We start from the raw sequence: 19612 nt of genomic DNA on the forward strand, positions 1-19612 counted from the left end.
AATGGGTAATTCGGTATATAAACGCAAGAAAGGGGAATGGAGATGGCGGACACAAAAAAAGTAACCATAAACGGCGTTGAGATGGAGACAGCCGGAGACCAGACGGTGCTGCAGCTTTTGAATAACAGTTCAATCGAAGTGCCGCAAGTATGCTATCATCCGAGCCTTGGGCCGATTGAAACATGTGATACGTGTATTGTCAGCATCAATGGTGAGCTGAAGAGATCGTGCTCTGCTGAAATAAAGGATGGCGATGTCATTGATACGCTTGCGTCTGACGTGAAAAAGGCACAGGTCATCGGGATGGATAAAATCTTATATAATCATGAGCTTTACTGTACAGTTTGCGATTACAACAATGGAGGATGCGAAATACATAATACGGTGAAAGAAATGAAAATCAATCACCAAAGCATCCCGTTTGATCAAAAGCCTTATCATAAGGATGAATCCCATCCGTTTTACCGGTATGATCCTGATCAATGTATTTTGTGCGGCCGCTGTGTCGAAGCATGCCAAGACGTACAGGTGACAGAAACACTGACGATTGACTGGGAGCGGGAACGCCCGCGCGTCATTTGGGATCATGACGTGCCGATTAACGAGTCGTCATGTGTGTCGTGCGGCCATTGCTCAACCGTATGTCCGTGCAACGCGATGATGGAAAAAGGAATGGAAGGGGAAGCCGGATATTTAACAGGCATCAATAACGAATCACTGCGCCCGATGATCGAGATTACGAAAGGCGTAGAGACAGGATACGGCTCGATTCTCGCCATTTCTGACATGGAATCTGCCATGCGTGATGAACGAATCAAAAAAACCAAAACCGTCTGCACCTATTGCGGTGTCGGCTGCAGTTTTGATGTTTGGACTAAGGGCAGAGATATTCTGAAAGTGGAGCCGCAGGAGGAGGCGCCTGCCAATGGCATTTCCACTTGTGTAAAAGGCAAGTTCGGCTGGGATTTTGTAAACAGTGAGGAGCGTCTGACAAAACCGCTCATCCGCGAAGGCGACCATTTCCGGGAAGCAGAGTGGGAGGAAGCCTTAACACTGATCGCAAGCAAGTTCACTGAATTGAAAGAAGAATGTGGCCCTGACTCACTTGCTTTTATCACGTCGTCTAAATGTACGAATGAAGAATCCTACCTGATGCAAAAGCTGGCCAGAGGGGTTATCGGCACAAATAATGTGGATAACTGCTCGCGCTATTGCCAGTCTCCGGCTACTGCCGGCCTGTTCCGGACAGTCGGATACGGCGGTGACTCAGGATCGATTACAGATATCGCCCAGGCAGATCTTGTTTTAATTATCGGTTCGAACACATCAGAGTCGCATCCGGTATTGTCTACCCGCATTAAACGGGCTCACAAGCTGAGAGGGCAGAAGGTTATCGTGGCAGATATCAGAAAACACGAAATGGCTGAGCGTTCTGATCTATTTGTTCAGCCGCGTGCCGGATCAGATATCGTCTGGCTGAATGCCATCGCCAAATATCTGATTGAAAACGGTAAGGCCGATGAACGCTTTTTGCAGGAAAGGGTCAACGGCCGGGATAAATACGTGAAAAGCCTTGCGCCGTACACACTTGAATATGCAGAGGAGAAAACCGGAATTGATAAACAAACCCTGATTCAAATGGCTGAAATGATTCATGAGGCTGACAGTGTATGCGCGTTGTGGGCCATGGGCGTGACACAGCACATTGGAGGCAGCGATACAAGCACTGCGATTTCAAATTTGCTGCTTGTTACAGGAAACTACGGAAAACCGGGTGCGGGTTCTTATCCATTACGCGGCCATAACAACGTGCAGGGAGCAAGTGACTTCGGAAGCATGCCAGACAGCCTGCCGGGCTATGAAAAAGTGAAGGATGAACAAGTCCGCAAGAAATACGAACAAGCCTGGGGTGTGCAGCTGCCGAAGGAGCCGGGCATGACCAACCATGAAATGATTGAAAAAATCCATTCCGGCCAGCTGAAAGCGATGTATGTAAAAGGGGAAGAAATGGGCCTTGTCGATTCTAATATCAATCATGTACACGCCGCATATGAAAAACTTGATTTCTTTGTTGTGCAGGACATTTTCCTATCTCGGACGGCAGAATTTGCAGATGTTGTTCTTCCTGCGAGCCCGAGCCTTGAAAAAGAAGGAACCTTTACAAACACTGAACGCCGTATTCAGCGTTTATACCAGGTATTTGAACCTATGGGTGAATCAAAGCCGGACTGGCAGATTATTATGGAGGTAGCGAATAAGCTTGGGGCCAATTGGAATTATGAGCATCCTTCCGATATTATGGAAGAAGCTGCAATGCTGTCACCAATTTATGCAGGAGTAACCTATGAACGTCTTGAGGGCTACAACTCCCTGCAATGGCCTGTAAGTGCTGATGGGAAGGATTCACCTTTACTCTTTACAGAACGCTTTCCTTTTCCGGACGGCAAAGCGATTCTTTATCCGGTTCAATGGACAGAGCCTGAGGAGTTCGGTGAGGAATATGATATCCATGTAAATAACGGCAGACTCTTGGAGCATTTCCATGAAGGAAACCTGACGTATAAATCAAAAGGCATTTCTGAAAAAACGCCGCATGTATTTTTAGAAATTTCTCCAGAGCTTGCGGCAGAACGGGGAATCCAGAACGGGACCCTTGTCAGACTCACGTCGCCTTTTGGAAATGTGAAGGTGAAATGCCTGATCACTGATCGTGTCAAAGGGAAGGAAGTGTATTTGCCAATGAACGATTCTGGGGAAGCGGCGATCAACCTGTTAACAGGCAGCCACGCGGACAAGGATACCGACACGCCTGCGTACAAAGAAACATCAGCAAAGATGGAAATATTGAAGCAGGATGGAATCAATCCGCTGCCTAAAATCAATCACCGCAACGGAAATCCGCAGCCGCAAATCGGTGTGCTGGTTCATAAGAAATGGGCGCGGAAGGATTACATCTTCCCTGGCGATGCTGTGAAAAGGGGGATTGGGCACAATGGCTAAAGCGATTAAACGCATTCAGAAAGTACAGGTGACCGAAGAAGATCAGCGCAAACGTGATTTGGAAGAAATCGAAGATGCCTTAGTCGACAACAAAGAAGCCATTCTGGAGACGCTGCAAATGCTTGGGCACATGAACGAACGGGGCGTGCTGCCTTTGCTCCGCGGTCTTTTTGGCCAAGGTGATAAAGTCCTTGACATCCTAGTGAAAAAGGCAGATACAGAGGAAACGGCCAATATGCTTAAAAACCTGCTTCTCCTGTTTGGAACACTCGGCATGCTGGATGTCAAACAGCTGGAGCCGCTCATTTTGAAAGTGAATGCCGGTGTGGCGAACGCGGTAGAACAGAAGAACAGCGAAGAGAAAACAGGTTATTTTGATATCATCCGTTCGCTTAAAGACCCGGAAATCAACAAAGCGGTTACGCTGCTGTTCTCCTTTTTAAAAGGAATGGGACAAGATACAAAGGAGCTGGAACGCACAACTCAGCCTCCGGAACATCAAAAGCATCATCAGGAACCCCGAAAGAAAAGGGGAATGGATAAGCGAGATTGACACCCGCCCGAGCCGGCTAATGCCAGCTCGGGTTTTTGTTGATATGAGTCTTTAGAACTATGAGGAAATATCCGAATTAGAAACAAGACAAAGAAGCTTTTGTTTTGGAAAATGATATGCCATCACCGGCCTGTCCAGTATTTTTTCCAGTAAAGGATAAATATCTATGTCATTAGCTGACCAATACTATGAATGGATTTGATAGAGTAATTTGTTACTTTATTCCCTGTTAAGAAAAGGAAAAGCGTGATTATAATAGAAAATGATTACTTTAGATGGAGGAACGGCAATGAAAAAAGCATTATTCATTTTGTTTGTGCTAACGATTGGATTTGCGCTTTCTGCGTGCAGCCAGTCCAGTGATGCGTCAGCTGAGCAAAAGACAGAAAAGAAAGAAGCAACAGCAACGGAAAAGAAAACAGAGGAAAAAGAAACCAAAACGGATGAAAAGGTGTATAAAGTAGGCGAAACTTTTAAAGCTTCCAGCACAAATTTCTCGGTCAATAAAGTATATACAACGGCAGAACAAGGCGAGTATAAGACAAAAATTGGCGAGAAAGAAAAAACAATAAATAATAATGAAGAATTTTTAATAGCTGAGGTAACGATCGAAAATACAAGCGACAAGTCTTTCAATTATACGAGTGGCGGTTTTGAATTGAAAGATGGCAAAGATCAATCAATCAGAGCAAACATAGTATCTACTGCTGACCTGAAAACAAGCCTTAAATCAGGAAAGTTAGCCTCGGGTAAAAAGGTAACAGGCACAGTCAGTTTCGTGATTCCAAAAGGAGAAAAAAACCTTAATCTGTCATATAGTCCATCATTTTTAAATTTTGAAACAGAGGATATTACATATTTCGTAAAACTGAATTAAGGTATCTTTTGAGCATGTCACCGGAAAATCGGAGCATGCTTTTTTAATTTAAAAGAGATTGATAGTATAAAATGGTAGTGAGGTGATCAATTATGCAAACCAAATGGCTGGAACGGGCCCAGCGGATTCAGGCGATCGCACAGGCGGGGCTTGCTTTTTCCAAGGATGTGTATGACAGGGAAAGGTACGAAGAGCTGATGAAGCTCAGCGCAGAGATGATGGCGGATTACTCGGAGAAGGACATTGAAGTCATCACTGATTTATGGAAAGGCGAGAAAGGCTATCCGACACCGAAGGCGGATGTTCGCGGCGCGGTATTTCGAGAGAATCGCATATTGCTTGTCCGGGAGAAGCATGACGAGCTGTGGTCACTCCCAGGCGGGTTTTGTGAAATTGGTTTATCACCCGCTGAAAATGTGATCAAGGAAATCAAAGAAGAGTCGGGTTACGATACAGTGCCTTCTCGATTACTGGCCGTGCTGGACAGCCATAAGCATCCTCACCCCCCTCAGCCTTATCATTACTATAAGATCTTCATTGAATGCAGCATAACGGGCGGGCAGCAGAAAACCGGAATTGAGACGAACCATGCCGCTTTTTTTCCGGAAGACAAGCTCCCTCCGCTTTCTCCAAAACGAAACACACAGTCACAGCTCAGTATGCTTTTTGACTTTCAGCGTCATCCGGATAAAAAAACTGTATTGGATTAAACAAAAAAGAGCCGGAGGCTCTTTTTTGTTTTTACAGGGCAATATGTTTTTCGCTGGCTAGCTTCAAAAGGGTTAGTACCGAATCGGCTTGTTTATGGCCGAGCTTTTGTTTTAGTTTGCTTTCTTCCACTAAACGGCTTCCATATATATCGACAGAGGCTTTGTCGACGACAGTATGCCAGTTTTCCTGTTTTTTTCCCTCAACGAGCGGTTTTGAATGTCTCTCAGAAAAAGAGAACACAAACAATACAAATGCAAGTGAAAGTACGATGCCGACAACTAGTTTTTTACGGTTGATCTGTGCTGTCATTTGTTCTCTCCTTCACCATTTTACTTTCTATTTAATCATATCTTCAGCATGCTTTACATAATGGAAAAGTCATCTTTTAGAGTAGTGCTTACGTTGCGGATGAGGGCGACGTGTGAGATTTTCATAAGCTATTGATTGCGTTTCTAAAATCGATGAGCATGCCTAAGGTCACGTTGTGAACCAAATTGGGTGTGCGTAATAGAAAAAAATTGAAAGATTATGGTAAGATGAACAACATTCGAGGGGGATTATATGATGCCTGCACCGGCATCTTGAAGACCTGCCTGCTGTTTCAGTCGACAAAATGGATGTCCCTCTCTTTTTCGATAGCAGGAGGTGGTGAAGTTCGTCAATTGCTGAATCTTTTCTTTCATGGGGAGGGGAAACGCATGAATGTGTTAAATCGGCGACAAGCTTTGCAGCGTGCACTGATGAACGGAAAAAATAAACAGGATGCTTATCATCCGTTTCCGTGGTACGAATCGATGAGAAAGGAAGCTCCTGTTACCTATGATGAAGACAATCAAGTATGGAGTGTTTTTCTGTATGATGATGTCAAAAAAGTGATTGGGGATAAAGAGCTTTTCTCCAGTTATATGCCGGAGCAGACAAGTTCTATCGGGAATTCGATCATTAATATGGACCCGCCAAGACACACGCAAATCCGTTCTGTTGTCAATAGAGCGTTTACACCGCGTGTCATGAAGCAGTGGGAACCAAGAATTCAAGACATCGCAGATGATCTGATACATCGTTTTCATGGACGAAGCGAGTTTGATTTGGTTCAGGATTTCTCATATCCGCTTCCTGTCATTGTGATATCTGAGCTTTTAGGCGTTCCTTCAGAGCATATGGATGCGTTTAAGACATGGTCTGATATTTTGGTGAGCACACCAAGAGATGGAAGTGAGGAAGCGGAGAAAGCCTTTCTGAAAGAGCGGAACAAGTGCGAGGAAGAGCTAGCGGCGTTTTTTGCCGGCATCATAGAAGAAAAACGGAAGAAACCGGAACAGGACATCATCTCCATTTTAATTAAAGCGGAAGAAACCGGTGAGAAGCTTTCCGGAGAAGAGCTGATTCCGTTTTGTACATTGCTGCTGGTGGCGGGAAACGAAACGACAACGAACTTGATTTCAAACGCGATGTACAGCATTTTAGACACGCCGGGCGTTTATGACGAATTGCGGCGGCATCCAGAGCTGATGCCTCAGGCGGTGGAAGAAGCTCTGCGTTTCAGGGCGCCTGCACCTGTTTTGCGGCGAATTGCCAAGAGGGATACGGAGATTGGTGGCCATCAGATGAAAGAAGGCGACATGGTGTTAGCGTTTGTGGCGTCTGCAAATCGTGATGAAGTGAAGTTTGACAGGGCGCACATGTTTGATATTCACCGTCATCCCAATCCGCATATTGCGTTTGGCCACGGCATTCATTTTTGTCTTGGGGCTCCGCTTGCACGGCTTGAAGCAGCCATCGCGTTAACGGCATTGACTCAAACGTTTTCTCATATGGAGCCGGTCAGTATCACCCCGATTGAAAATAGCGTGATTTACGGACTAAAGAGTTTTCACGTCAACATATAATATGAAAATTGGAGGCTGAAATGATGAGACAGCATCATATCTCAATTATTAATATCCCGGCATACGGACATGTGAATCCCACTCTTGCGTTAGTGGAGAAGCTTTGTGAAAAAGGGCACCGTGTCACTTATGCGACGACTGAGGAATTCGCGCCTGCGGTGAAGCAAGCCGGGGCAAGCCCGCTTTTATATCAAACTACGATTAACGTGGAACCGGAACGCATTAAGGAAATGATAGAGAAAAATGAAACACCGATTAGCATTTTAAAAGAATCGCTCGAAATCTTGCCTCAGCTTGAAGAATTATATCAAAATGACCAGCCTGATCTTATCGTTTATGATTTTATCGCATTTGCGGGAAAATTGTTTGCTGATAAGCTGAATGTGCCGGCCGTCAGGCTCTGTTCTTCCTATGCGCAAAATGAATCCTTCCAGCTTGGAAGTGAAGAGATGCTCAAGCAACTCAAACAAGCGGAGGCCGATTTCCAGGTTTACCTTGAGAAAGAAAACTTACCGGCTGTCTCATTTGAACACTTGGCTATACCGGAAGCGTTAAATATTGTCTTTATGCCGAAGTCTTTTCAGATTAAAAACGAAACCTTTGATGAGCGATTCTGCTTTGTCGGCCCTTCACTTGGAAAACGAGGTGAACAAGAGAGCCTGCTGCCGGAAACAGGCAATCGTCCGCTCATGCTGATTTCATTGGGAACCGCTTTTAACGCATGGCCGGAATTTTATCGTATGTGTATAGATGCATTTCGGAATTCCGACTGGCATGTTGTGATGTCAACAGGGATATCAATTGAACCTGACAGTCTAGGTGACATTCCTGACAACTTTACAGTACGCCAGCGCGTTCCGCAGTTGGATATCTTAGCGAAAGCCGATCTGTTTGTTTCTCACGGGGGAATGAACAGTACGATGGAGGCAATGAATGCGGGGGTACCGCTTGTTGTGATTCCGCAAATGTATGAGCAGGAGCTCACTGCCCGGCGTGTTGATGAATTAGGCCTCGGCGTCTATTTGCCGAAAGAAGAGGTCAGCGTCTCCCGTTTGCAGAAGGCAGTTCAGGACGTATCCGGAGATAAAGAAATGCTCAGCCGCGTAAAAGACATGCAGAAAGACGTAAAAGAAGCAGGCGGAGCGGAGAAGGCAGCCGCGGAAATTGAAGCCTTCATAAAAAAGTCTGTCGTTCCGCAATAACATATTTGCACCCGAAATCTGCTGAGATTTCGGTTTTTCTTCTTTTAAAAAGGATGGGATGCAATGTGTAAAGAAAACGCCGTCTATCTGATTACAGGGGTGACGGCAGCGGGAAAGTCCACAGTTGCCCAGCTTCTTTCTGAGCGTTTAGACAAGAGCGTTCATGTCAGGGGAGATGTATTTAGAAAAATGATTGTAAACGGCGAAATGCAAATGTCAGACACTCCTTCAGCTGAGGCGCTGGAACAGTTGCGTCTTCGCTACCGGCTGGCGGCTAACGTATCGGATATGTATGCTGAAGCGGGGTTTCATACGGTGGTGCAGGATGTGATCATCGGACCTATGTTAGAAGAAATGGTGAAGTTGATCAGTTATCGTCCATTGTATGTGATCGTGTTGGCACCCCGAGCTGACATAATAGCCGCAAGAGAATCAGCACGCAAGAAAAAAGGATATGGAGATATCAGCATTGAATCGCTCGATGCCGTCTTGCAGTCAGAAACACCGCGTCTTGGCCTGTGGCTGGATTCGTCAGAGATGACGCCGGAAGAGACGGTGGGAATGATATACAAAGGGCTGGAGACTGCAGCGAAAATAAAATAATGAATCCCGCTTTCTCCAGCTTGTTCTCGGGTGCAGAGGCTAACCCCTGACCCGCGAACACCATCTATTAAATATTCTTTTTCATCCCGCATCTCCGGCATTCTCTCAAAAACTTTCCGCCTTTTACGGAGCTTTTAAAAAGCGTATAGTTACAATTATCACAGCGTCCGCTATGGACGTCGGGATATTCGTTGAATTCATAAATAACCGATGTGTCGTAGCCTTTTGTTTCGTATTCTTCTTTTGTTTCCATGGTCGATCCTCCGTTAAAGCGTGTCTGTTGTTTATATTACAGCATGCATCCGGTGTATTCAACGGGTAATGAGAGACATTTGGTTCATCTTGATTTCTCCCTTGGTTTGCGACACAATAGCTTTATTAAAGGTTATATACATATAAAGCCTAAGCTGGCAAAGAGGAGAGGAACGGATATGGGTAAAGGTTTACATGGAAAACGCGTTGCGATCGGCGGTTCTCGGAAAACGGAAGAAATCAGCACAATCATTGAAAAACAGGGCGGAATTTCTGTCGTCCGGCCTCTCCAAGGAACAGTGTACTTGGCAGAGGAGCAGGTGGAGCCGGAGCTGCGCAAATTTGCGGAAGAAAAAGCCGACTGGGTGATCTTTACGACAGGCATCGGTACGGAGACGCTTGTGAAGATGGCAGAGAAAATCGGAGTAAAGGACGAGTTTCTGCTGGCGATTCGCCAGGCTAAAGCGGCGTGCCGAGGGTACAAAACATTGTCTGCGTTAAAAAAGCTTGGAATCACCGCAGAGGCTTCTGATGAAGATGGGACAACCAGCGGATTGATCCGGTCCTTGGAGCCTTACGACTTTTCAGGAAAAAAAGTAATGGTGCAGCTTCACGGAGAAAATGCACCTGCCCTCATAGCATTTTTGGAGGAAAAAGGAGCTTCAGTTTTGCCGATTCTCCCTTATCAGCATATCCCGCCAGAGGAGGAAACGGTAGAACAGTTATGCCGGGAACTGCTGAATGGTGAATTGGATGCTGTTTGTTTTACCACGGCGATTCAGGTTCGTTCTCTGTTTCAATTTGCCAAGGAGCGCGGCTTTATCAATGAAGTGAAGGCTGTATTCGAAGAGCGTGCCATCGCAGCGGCTGTCGGAAAAGTGACTGCTGAAGCGCTGCGGGAAGAAGGCATCACAAGGCTGCTTGCTCCGGAGATTGAGCGGATGGGCGCGATGATTATTGAACTTTCACGGTATTATGAAGAAATGGCTGGGGAATAACCAGCACAAAAGCCGCTTTTCTGTTGAGAAGCGGCTTTTATGTGATCTGCAAATCCCGAAATCGCTGTCATAATGTTAACCATTTTGCTTCAGCTGCTGATGCGCGGTAAATAATGACGGGTATGTCAGCACGCTGAGTATGACACAAGTCAGCGCGGCTGACGCCATCGTTGTAAAAACAATCAAAAGCTGAAAGCGAACCGCCTGAATCGGATCGGCGCCAGCTAAGATCTGGCCGGTCATCATGCCGGGAAGCTGGACGAGCCCTAATGTTTTCTGGCTTTCGAGCGTTGGGATCATACTCATTTTCATGGCGGAAGTCAGGATATGCTGTATGGATTGTTTTGGTGCGCCGCCAAGCGACAAAATCAATTGAATCTCTTCCTTGCGCACCCCGACCTCGGAGCTGAGCCGGTTTAAAAACAGGCTCGCGAGCACCATTGAATTTCCGATGACCATTCCGCTGATGGGGATGACATACCGTGCGGTAAGCGGGATGATGTGAAGTGCCAGAAGAATGCCTTGGGTGACGATTTCTACAATCGCTAACGCCACAAACACCCTCCAAAAAGAACCGATTTTCATTTTCTTTCGTTTGACGACGTTTTGCGCCGCCACCGCCAGCATTAACAGCACCATCAGCAGGATAAACACAGGGTGATCCCCATGAAATATCAGCGACAGCACATAACCGATCACAAGCAGCTGTACCGCCGCCCGGATCGTTGCAATCATCATATCTTTTTCAACGCCGGCTTTAAAGGATTTTGATAAAAACAAGGCAATCAGCACAAAGATCATGGTGAATGAGAGAGAAAGGTAATCCATTACCGTGTGCCTCCCTTCAAAAATTCACGGGCTGCTTCATGCTGAGGATGCGAGAAAAATGTGTCTGTCTCCGCGATTTCCAACAGCCGGCCATCAGCCATAAACCAAATGGTATCGGCTACTCGTTTCGCCTGTTCCATGTTATGGGTCACCCACATCACCGTCAGTTTTTTCTCTTGCTGCTGCCTTTTGATCAGCTCTTCAATCTCCAGAGCAGAAACAGGGTCCAGGGCAGATGTAATTTCGTCCAATAATAGGATGGAGGAAGGGTTTGCGAGTGTTCTGGCAAGTGAAAGCCTTTGCCGCTGTCCGCCTGATAAATCCTTGGCGCTTCTGTCTAACAGCTCTGGAGACAGGCCTGTCAGTGAAGCGAGCTCTTCAGGAGAGTAAAGCTGGGTTTGGTGGAGCTTTTGTACCAGATTCAGATTGTCACGTACCGTTCCGTCAAGGACGGGAGCGGATTGAAAGGCAAGGGAGGCCGTCCGCCTCAGTTCATTCACATTCCAGTCTCTGACTTCCTTTCCGTAAATCTTCACTTCACCGTGATCCGGTGTTTTCATCAAATTACACATTGACAGCAGTGTGCTTTTTCCTGAACCGGAAGGGCCCAAAACGGCCACGATTGCACCCTGTTTAATGTCTCCGGTGACATCCTTTAATACATCATAGGTTTGTCCCTCTTGTTCATAGCTTTTTCGCACAGATGTGAATGAGATCGCTGGTATATCGTCTTTTTGATTGTTTGCTTCCATTAAAATATCACCTTTCAGTTAAGTGGGCTTAGACTATACATAAATATAACGTGAAACAGGTCTCTTTTGGAAGGCGTTAAAAAGAAAGGAGAACGGGCTTTCGCCCATTCTCCAGAAGCTGCTAAGCAGTCAGATTTGACTGAGTTTTCTCTTTGGTTTTTTGTTGGGAAGCGAAGGTATGTAACACCATTCCGGCAATAATGATCATTAATCCGGCAAACGATAAAATGGAAGGGAAAACACCTGACAGCAGGATTATTTCACCAAGCAAAGCGAATATCACTTCCCCGGATTGTGTTGCTTCAACAGCAGCAAGCTTTTGCGGATTATCTCTTACCATATCCGTTGCCCAGAAAAATAAAACGGTCGCAATGATGCCTGAGCTGACGGCAACGATAAAGGATTGAACGGTTTGTCCCGCGGTCGGGAGGCCATCTGACCACCAGCCGTAAGCTGCCAATACAAGCCAGAATGGAAGGCTTGCAAGGGTCATTCCCAGCACACGCTGGAACGTATCAAGCCTGCCTCCGTATTGCTCAAGCATTCTCCGGTTTCCCAACGGATAGGCGAAAGCCGCAATGACAACCGGCAGCACGCTGAAGAGCAGCATTTTTCCGGAAAGCGATTCTGCATGCTGGAGCTGAATCAGCGCTGCCCCAATCAGAATGACGACGGAAGTGCCCAGCGAAACAAGGGGAATCTTTTGCCGAACGAGCAAAGTGCCTCCAGGCGTGTCTTTTTTCTCATAGAAAAATGGAGACAGCAGCACACCGGCTACAATGGTAATTTGCCATGTTCCGGCTACGAGCCAGCCCGGCCCGAATGCGGCGGCAAACGTGATCGGCGCATAAAAAAGAACAAAGCCGACAAAGCTCCACTTTATCCAAAAAAACGGCTTTTTCCGCATCTCTTGTAAAAGAGGAACGAACTTCCCTTTCATTATGACAATCAGACATAAAAACGGAACCATAAAAATAAAGCGTAACGAGGCGCTCCAAAGCCAGCTGCCTCCGGATAATTCCATCGCCCTGTTTAAAATAAAGGTAACGGCGAAAAAGAGAGAAGCCAATATTCCGATTATGATCGCTTTCATCAAATCCCTCATTCTGGCATTATTTTTTTATACTATACTACCCGGGATGATACAGATCAACGGAATTGTGAGAAAATAATGATGTTTTACGGATCAATATATGTGGAAGACAGAAATAGGGAGGTGAAAATGATGGAAACAGAAACGTACTTTTTTCAGGATGACGGCAGGGTTCCAAATCACCCTCATTTTCCGCTCGTTATCTATAAAAATGTTTTTATGGGACGTGCTGAACAGGCAGAGCGGATCGTCAATCGGCATGGCTGGCTAAACAGCTGGTCGGGCAGTGTTTTTCCGTACCATCATTATCACAGCAACACGCATGAAGTCCTAATCGCAGTCCGAGGGGAGGCTGTTATTCAATTTGGGGGAGAAAAAGGAGCTGCTGTTCCTATCAAAACAGGCGACGCAGCGGTCATCCCAGCCGGTGTCGGCCATAAAAAGCTAAGCGCGAGCCCCGATTTTACCGTGATCGGCGCTTATCCAGACGGTTCTCGGTATGATATGAAGACGGGAAAGCCGGATGAAAGAGCGGCAGCGCTAGAGAATATAGAGCAAGCAGTACTTCCGGCATTGGATCCAGTTACAGGAAAAAGAGAACCTCTATTAGACATATGGGTAACGCGTAGGGGAGAAAATTGATGGATTGTCAATAACTAGTGCTGAAGAAATGTTATGACACGGGCACCATATAAATTAATTTCATAATCGAAGCAATTCACGTTCAAATTTTGTTCAAAAAGTGTTATCATATAGAAGGTAATCAAATTGGAGTTTTTTATGTTTGCTATTTTCAGAGAGAGTAAAGGATTTTGACTTATTCAATGGTTTATTTTTGAGATAAAAATAATACTGAATATGGCAAGATGAAAAACTGGGTAGTAAACATTTATTTTTGCGAATGATTGTGCACGAATTCACAATCCTTCTTCTCATGCTTTCAAACATGAGATCAGGGAGAGGCACTACCCTTTCCAAAAAATCAGCATACTGCTTATAGTAAAGGAGAATTGGATATGCCAGAAACAATCGATCAAACAAATGCGTCTGTCAGCCAAAGCCAGCAAGATCTTATTGATCAGCTGTTAAAGCCAGAAGTTCAAGAATCACTGACTGTTTTAGTTGACCAGCTTCCAAAGCTGACTGAGTTAGTGAATATTTTAACGAAGTCTTACGATTTCGCTCAGTCTGTTGCGACTGACGAAGTATTGAAAAGCGATACAGTCGGTGCAATCACTGAAATTCTTGAGCCTGTAAAAGAAACAGCAAAAGAAGTGGCTGCGACTGCAATCGAAGCGAAAGACCGCGCGGATGCTAGCAACGAAACGATTGGACTTTTCGGCCTGTTGCGCATGCTGAAAGATCCTCAAGCTCAAAAGCTGTTCCGTTTTGCTAACAGCTACCTTGAAATCATGAACGAAAAACAAAAATAATCTCAGATTCAAATTGATATAAAGGACGGAGGATATACGATGTCAAAACATATTGTCATTTTAGGCGCTGGTTATGGCGGTGTTCTTTCTGCTTTAACAGTTCGCAAACATTACACAAAAGAACAAGCACGCGTGACAGTGGTAAACAAATACCCAACTCACCAAATCATTACGGAATTACACCGTCTTGCAGCAGGCAACGTGTCTGAAAAAGCGGTTGCAATGCCGTTAGAAAAACTTTTCAAAGGCAAAGACATTGATCTTAAAATTGCGGAAGTCAGCTCTTTCTCTGTTGATAAAAAAGAGGTTGCGCTTGCTGACGGTTCTGCATTAACTTATGATGCGCTAGTAGTAGGCCTTGGTTCTGTCACTGCTTACTTCGGCATCCCAGGACTTGAAGAAAACAGCATGGTTCTTAAATCTGCTGCTGATGCTAACAAAGTTTTCAACCACGTTGAAGACCGTGTGCGCGAGTACTCTAAAACGAAAAACGAAGCGGATGCAACAATCCTTATCGGCGGAGGCGGCTTAACAGGCGTTGAGCTTGTCGGTGAGCTTGCTGACATCATGCCGAACCTTGCGAAAAAATACGGCGTAGACCACAAAGAAATCAAATTGAAATTGGTTGAAGCAGGTCCGAAAATCCTTCCTGTTCTTCCGGATGATCTTATCGAACGCGCGACTAAAAGCCTTGAAAAACGCGGCGTTGAGTTCTTAACAGGCCTTCCTGTTACAAATGTAGAAGGAAACGTGATTGATCTGAAAGACGGATCAAAAGTTGTTGCCAACACATTTGTTTGGACTGGCGGCGTACAAGGAAATCCTTTAGTCGGCGAATCAGGTCTTGAAGTGAACCGCGGCCGTGCGACAGTTAACGATTTCCTTCAATCTACATCTCATGAAGATGTATTTGTTGCCGGTGACAGCGCAGTTTACTTTGCGGCAGACGGCCGTCCATACCCGCCAACTGCACAAATCGCATGGCAAATGGGTGAGCTGATCGGTTACAACCTATTCGCTTACTTAGAAGGAAAAACACTTGAAACATTCCAGCCAGTAAACTCTGGTACACTTGCAAGCCTTGGACGCAAAGATGCGGTAGCCATCATTGGTGCTAATTCTACACCGCTTAAAGGTCTTCCTGCTTCCTTGATGAAAGAAGCAAGTAACGTACGCTACTTAACACACATTAAAGGACTATTCAGCCTGGCTTACTAATCCTTTCTTGTAAAATCGGACATTGCCAAAAAGAGGTCTTTTCAGGCAGCTTTACGGCAATGTCTTTTTTGCGCTTATTTGCTAACGTTAACATTTAAATTTTAAAAAGAGATTGATCCCAGAGGAATATAAAGGTAAAATAAAAACAAATCAAAATGTTAACGTTAACATTTTGAAATAGAATGAAAGACGGTGAGGACATGGAACCCTTTATGGGAGAAAACTTTTTGCTGAAAAATGAAACCGCTGTCAACCTCTATCACCATTATGCGAAAGACATGCCGATTATTGATTATCACTGCCATTTGAGTCCGAAAGAAATCTATGAAAATAAGAGATTTCAAAACATGACAGAAGCCTGGCTGTATGGAGACCATTACAAATGGCGCATCATGAGAGCCAATGGAATTGAAGAAACATACATTACAGGCGATGCAGCTGATGAGGAGAAGTTCATGGCATGGGCGAGAACAGTACCGATGGCGATTGGCAATCCGCTCTACAATTGGACCCATTTAGAGCTGCAGCGATTTTTTGGGATTTATGAGATATTAAATGAGCAATCGGCGCCAAATATTTGGAAACGGACGAATGAACTGCTGCAAGGAGAAGGCTTCGGGGCAAGGGATTTCATTGTGAAATCAAATGTAAAAGTAGTATGCACAACCGATGACCCTGTCGATTCCCTCGAGTACCACCTATTATTAAAAGAGGACAAAGATTTTCCTGTCAGTGTGCTGCCGGGATTTCGGCCGGATAAAGGGCTGGAAATCAATCGCGAAGGCTTCCCGGATTGGGTGCAGGCGCTTGAAAAGGCTGCGTCACTTTCGATTACAACCTATGATGAGTTTTTGAAGGCTCTTGAAGAACGAGTGCGTTTCTTCCATTCAGTCGGAGGCAGAGTATCTGATCATGCGATTGATTCAATGGTGTTTGCCGAAACGGACAAAGAGGAAGCGGGCCTCATTTTTACCTCAAGATTAAACGGGGAACAGGTTTCTTACGAAGACGAGAAGAAATTCAAGACATATACGCTTCAATTTCTTTGCGGATTGTATGCTGAGCTTGACTGGGCGATGCAGTTTCATATCAATGCACTCAGAAATACGAATACGAAAATGATGAAGAAATTGGGGCCGGATACAGGCTATGATTCTATGAATGACGAAGAAATTGCGAAGCCTTTGTACAGGCTGCTGAATTCAGTCGAAATGAAAAACCAGCTGCCGAAAACGATTTTATATTCGCTCAACCCAAATGATAACTATGTCATTGCCAGCATGATAAATAGCTTTCAAGACGGCATCACGCCTGGGAAAATACAATTTGGCACAGCATGGTGGTTTAACGATTCCAAGGATGGGATGCTTGATCAAATGAAAGCGTTGTCAAATGTCGGGCTTTTCAGCCGTTTTATCGGCATGCTGACTGATTCCAGAAGCTTTTTGTCGTATACACGCCATGAATACTTCAGACGGATTGTCTGCAATCTGATCGGCGAATGGGCTGAAAACGGTGAAGTGCCGAAAGATATGGAGCTTCTTGGCGGTATCGTACAAGGCATTTGCTATCACAATGCGAAACAATATTTTCAATTTCAAGAAGAAAAGGCAAACGTATAAAATAAGTTCCGCTCAGAATAGCCAGCGTCATACTGAGCGGACATCTCATCGAAAATTCTTAAGACACAGAGGTGGAAGATGCGAGCAGAACTGGAAAATAAGGTTGTGTCGATTGAAACGGAGAAGAGGCTTTCGCTGAAGGAGAAAATTTCCTATGGTTTTGGTGATTTTGGGAACGGTTTTATGTTTGATTTAGGCCAAATCTATTTATTAAAGTATTTTACTGATGTGGCGGGAATTCCGGCCGCAATGGCGGGAAGTATTTTTTTAGTCAGCAAGCTCTTTGCGGCTGTAACAGACCCCATTGTCGGCTCATCAATTGATTATCGCAAAAACATCGGCAGGCGGGGGAAATTCAGGCCTTATTTATTAATCGGCAGCATTGTTCTTGCGGTGCTTACTGTTCTTATTTTTCTGTCCCCGAATGTATCAACGACAGGCAAGCTGATTTATGCGTATGCATCCTATATACTGTGGGGCGTGGGCTATTCATTTGTAAACATTCCGTACGGTTCATTGGGAGCGGCGATGACTCAAAATACTGAAGACCGGACTTCTATCTCTACTTTTCGCCAAATCGGTTCACTCGGGGCTTTGTTTATCACGAGCGTGGCCGTCATGCCGCTGCTCGTCAAGTTTGATAACCCGAAGGTAGGCTATCCGGTGGTCATGGGATTGTTTGCTGTTCTCGGTGTGCTTTGGTTTTATATTTGCTATCGCAACTGCAAGGAACGTATTGTTATTGCGGAAGCGCCAAAAGAGAAATTAACATTTTCATCTGTCGTCAAAACGTTTATAACGAACAAACCGCTGTTAACCCTTGTCCTGATGACCATTTTTTCGATTTCCGCATACAACATTAAATCCGCAATGCTCGTATACTTCGCACAATATAACCTAGGCAATGTCGAACTGATGGCTTATATGAACTTTATCATTATTGGATCTTCCTTTTTGGGCGTCGTGTTTCTGCCAAAGCTCGTCAAGATGTTTGGAAAGAAACAAACCGCAATGATCGGTTTCGGCATCAGTGTTGCCGCGGATCTGATCAACTTTATGCTTCCTTCAAATGTATATGTGTTTACCATCCTTGCAAGCATCGCGTTTATTGGGATCAGTATTCCCAATGGCATTACGTGGGCGCTTGTCTCAGATATCATTGACTACGGCGAGTGGAAATCCGGTGAGCGGAAAGAAGCAACGACATATTCCCTCTTTAACTTCTCGCGAAAGCTTGCTCAGTCATTGTCTGGTTTTCTCTCCGGGATCGGATTGGGGCTTGTCGGATATATGCCGAACGTAGCCCAGACGGCACAGGCGCTGCTCGGCATTAAAGCGCTTCTTCTTCTGTATCCCGCCATTGCTTTGGCATTAGCTATGGTCATTATCGGTTTTCTTTATAAACTGACAGATCAGCAACATGCACAGATTGTCGAAGAGCTTCAGCATAGAAACTGATCAAACAATCATATAAAGAATATTTTGAATAGTTCGCAAGTAATAATAATTTGTAAGGGTTTTCGCTAAGTGATGAAACTGAAAGAAAGGAGGCTCTTTATTGAATTGAATACGGTAACGATTTCCGCTGAAGAAGCGAAGGAACTGGTTCAGCAAAAGCTGATCGGCGCCAATTTGAATGAACGAGATGCCGAAAAAGTAGCAGACGTGCTCATACATGCTGATTTACGCAATGTGAATTCTCATGGTGTTTTGCGAACAGAACATTATGTGAACAGGCTGAGGGCTGGAGGCATCAATCCAAAAGCGTGTCCCATTTTTAAAGAAACGGGGCCGGTGACAGGAGTGCTGGACGGTGATGACGGGTTCGGCCATGTGATTGCCGATAAGGCGATGGCTCATGCCATTGAAATGGCAAAGAAAAATGGTGTTGGCATGGTCACCGCGACAAACAGCAGCCATTGCGGAGCGTTAAGTTATTTTGTGCAAAAAGCGGCTGAGGAAAAACTGATCGGAATCGCTATGTCTCATACTGACAGTATTGTAGTCCCGTTTGGCGGGAGGTCTCCTTTTTTAGGCACGAATCCAATTGCTTACGGTGTGCCGGCAAAGCATAAAAAACCGTTTATCCTAGATATGGCGACGTCAAAAGTGGCATTTGGAAAGATTCTGCAGGCGCGTGAAGAGGGCAGAGAAATACCAGAAGGATGGGGAGTCGATGAAAACGGAGAGACGGTAACAGACCCTCACAAGGTCGTCTCACTTTCAACGTTCGGGGGTCCTAAAGGCTACGGGCTATCTGTTGTGGTGGATGTGTTTTCAGGTTTGCTGGCTGGGGCGGCTTTTGGTCCGCATATCGCTAAAATGTATGGCGATCTTGATCAAAATAGGAAGCTTGGACATTATGTTTGCGCGATCCATCCGTCCTATTTTACCGGACAAGATACGTTTTTAGAGCAGATGGACGCCATGCTTGATGAACTGCAGCAATCACCTTCGGCTAGAGGAGTCGAGCGAGTGTATGTGCCTGGCGAATTGGAGCAGCTGCATGAGGAAAGAAACAGGAAACACGGAATTTCAATTGCTCGGAGCGTGTATGAATTTTTAAAAAGCAGGTGAGAAA

Annotated in this window: 19 protein-coding genes; 14 read left to right on the forward strand and 5 right to left on the reverse strand. The window is 45.2% G+C overall.

Features of this window, described 5'->3' with window-relative positions; all coding sequences use genetic code 11:
- Positions 1–42: 42 nt before the first annotated feature.
- From fdhF to NSS75_RS06870, 4 genes are all read left to right on the forward strand, one after another.
- Positions 43–3000 (forward strand): formate dehydrogenase subunit alpha, encoded by a 2958-nt coding sequence (gene fdhF, locus NSS75_RS06855; RefSeq protein WP_268498258.1) that lies wholly within the window; start codon positions 43–45, stop codon positions 2998–3000.
- Positions 2993–3553: a DUF1641 domain-containing protein gene (locus NSS75_RS06860; protein ID WP_106020477.1), complete on the forward strand. Its 561-nt coding sequence runs from the start codon at positions 2993–2995 to the stop codon at positions 3551–3553. The genes fdhF and NSS75_RS06860 overlap by 8 nt, the downstream gene beginning before the upstream one ends.
- A gap of 289 nt (positions 3554–3842) precedes the next feature.
- Complete coding sequence (locus NSS75_RS06865) at positions 3843–4430, forward strand: DUF4352 domain-containing protein (RefSeq protein ID WP_095713524.1); 588 nt, start codon at positions 3843–3845, stop codon at positions 4428–4430.
- Positions 4431–4522: 92 nt separating this feature from the next.
- Positions 4523–5140 carry an NUDIX hydrolase gene (locus NSS75_RS06870; RefSeq protein ID WP_024121022.1) on the forward strand — a complete coding sequence of 206 codons (618 nt, stop codon included), beginning with the start codon at positions 4523–4525 and terminating at the stop codon, positions 5138–5140.
- Positions 5141–5171: 31 nt separating this feature from the next.
- Here the strand turns inward: NSS75_RS06870 and NSS75_RS06875 are convergent, their stop codons facing one another.
- Positions 5172–5450: a hypothetical protein gene (locus NSS75_RS06875; protein WP_024121023.1), complete on the reverse strand. Its 279-nt coding sequence runs from the start codon at positions 5448–5450 to the stop codon at positions 5172–5174.
- A 389-nt stretch (positions 5451–5839) separates the two neighbouring features.
- Here NSS75_RS06875 and NSS75_RS06880 point away from each other — a divergent pair, with 389 nt between their 5' ends.
- The 3 genes from NSS75_RS06880 (at position 5840) to NSS75_RS06890 (ending at position 8835) form a co-directional block, all read left to right on the forward strand.
- Entirely contained in the window at positions 5840–7030 is a 1191-nt protein-coding gene (locus NSS75_RS06880; RefSeq protein WP_339236695.1) for a cytochrome P450, read from the forward strand.
- 23 nt (positions 7031–7053) lie between these two features.
- Positions 7054–8232 (forward strand): macrolide family glycosyltransferase, encoded by a 1179-nt coding sequence (locus NSS75_RS06885; RefSeq protein ID WP_103671537.1) that lies wholly within the window; start codon positions 7054–7056, stop codon positions 8230–8232.
- A 63-nt stretch (positions 8233–8295) separates the two neighbouring features.
- Positions 8296–8835 carry an AAA family ATPase gene (locus NSS75_RS06890; protein ID WP_339236699.1) on the forward strand — a complete coding sequence of 180 codons (540 nt, stop codon included), beginning with the start codon at positions 8296–8298 and terminating at the stop codon, positions 8833–8835.
- A gap of 67 nt (positions 8836–8902) precedes the next feature.
- On the opposite strand, the gene NSS75_RS06895 is transcribed toward NSS75_RS06890, so the two are convergent.
- Complete coding sequence (locus NSS75_RS06895) at positions 8903–9088, reverse strand: hypothetical protein (RefSeq protein ID WP_024121027.1); 186 nt, start codon at positions 9086–9088, stop codon at positions 8903–8905.
- 178 nt (positions 9089–9266) lie between these two features.
- On the opposite strand from NSS75_RS06895, the gene NSS75_RS06900 reads away from it, so the two are divergent.
- Positions 9267–10085, forward strand: a complete 819-nt coding sequence (locus NSS75_RS06900) for a uroporphyrinogen-III synthase (RefSeq protein ID WP_339236703.1) — start codon at positions 9267–9269, stop codon at positions 10083–10085.
- A gap of 75 nt (positions 10086–10160) precedes the next feature.
- On the opposite strand, the gene fetB is transcribed toward NSS75_RS06900, so the two are convergent.
- The 3 genes from fetB to NSS75_RS06915 all read right to left on the reverse strand — a co-directional run bounded on the left by fetB (position 10161) and on the right by NSS75_RS06915 (position 12758).
- Complete coding sequence (gene fetB / locus NSS75_RS06905) at positions 10161–10913, reverse strand: iron export ABC transporter permease subunit FetB (protein ID WP_216394668.1); 753 nt, start codon at positions 10911–10913, stop codon at positions 10161–10163.
- Entirely contained in the window at positions 10913–11665 is a 753-nt protein-coding gene (locus tag NSS75_RS06910; RefSeq protein ID WP_216394667.1) for an ATP-binding cassette domain-containing protein, read from the reverse strand. The genes fetB and NSS75_RS06910 overlap by 1 nt, the downstream gene beginning before the upstream one ends.
- 121 nt (positions 11666–11786) lie before the next feature.
- The gene (locus NSS75_RS06915) at positions 11787–12758 is read right to left on the reverse strand and encodes a multidrug resistance efflux transporter family protein (protein WP_216394666.1); all 972 of its coding nucleotides are present in this window, start codon (positions 12756–12758) and stop codon (positions 11787–11789) included.
- Between the two features lie 132 nt (positions 12759–12890).
- On the opposite strand from NSS75_RS06915, the gene NSS75_RS06920 reads away from it, so the two are divergent.
- From NSS75_RS06920 to allD, 6 genes are all read left to right on the forward strand, one after another.
- Positions 12891–13400, forward strand: coding sequence for a cupin domain-containing protein (locus NSS75_RS06920; protein ID WP_268543478.1), 510 nt, complete (start codon positions 12891–12893; stop codon positions 13398–13400).
- Between the two features lie 374 nt (positions 13401–13774).
- Positions 13775–14191, forward strand: coding sequence for a DUF1641 domain-containing protein (locus tag NSS75_RS06925; RefSeq protein ID WP_010333866.1), 417 nt, complete (start codon positions 13775–13777; stop codon positions 14189–14191).
- Positions 14192–14230: 39 nt separating this feature from the next.
- Positions 14231–15409, forward strand: a complete 1179-nt coding sequence (locus NSS75_RS06930) for an NAD(P)/FAD-dependent oxidoreductase (protein WP_024121033.1) — start codon at positions 14231–14233, stop codon at positions 15407–15409.
- Positions 15410–15609: 200 nt separating this feature from the next.
- Complete coding sequence (uxaC, locus tag NSS75_RS06935) at positions 15610–17031, forward strand: glucuronate isomerase (protein WP_268498244.1); 1422 nt, start codon at positions 15610–15612, stop codon at positions 17029–17031.
- A 78-nt stretch (positions 17032–17109) separates the two neighbouring features.
- On the forward strand, positions 17110–18489 hold the full coding sequence (locus NSS75_RS06940) for an MFS transporter (RefSeq protein WP_095713516.1): 1380 nt from the start codon (positions 17110–17112) through the stop codon (positions 18487–18489).
- Positions 18490–18594: 105 nt separating this feature from the next.
- Positions 18595–19608: an ureidoglycolate dehydrogenase gene (gene allD / locus NSS75_RS06945; protein WP_106022260.1), complete on the forward strand. Its 1014-nt coding sequence runs from the start codon at positions 18595–18597 to the stop codon at positions 19606–19608.
- The last annotated feature ends 4 nt before the right edge of the window (positions 19609–19612 follow it).

The sequence above is a fragment of the Bacillus sp. FSL K6-1012 genome, from assembly GCF_037964915.1.
Classification (GTDB): domain Bacteria; phylum Bacillota; class Bacilli; order Bacillales; family Bacillaceae; genus Bacillus; species Bacillus halotolerans.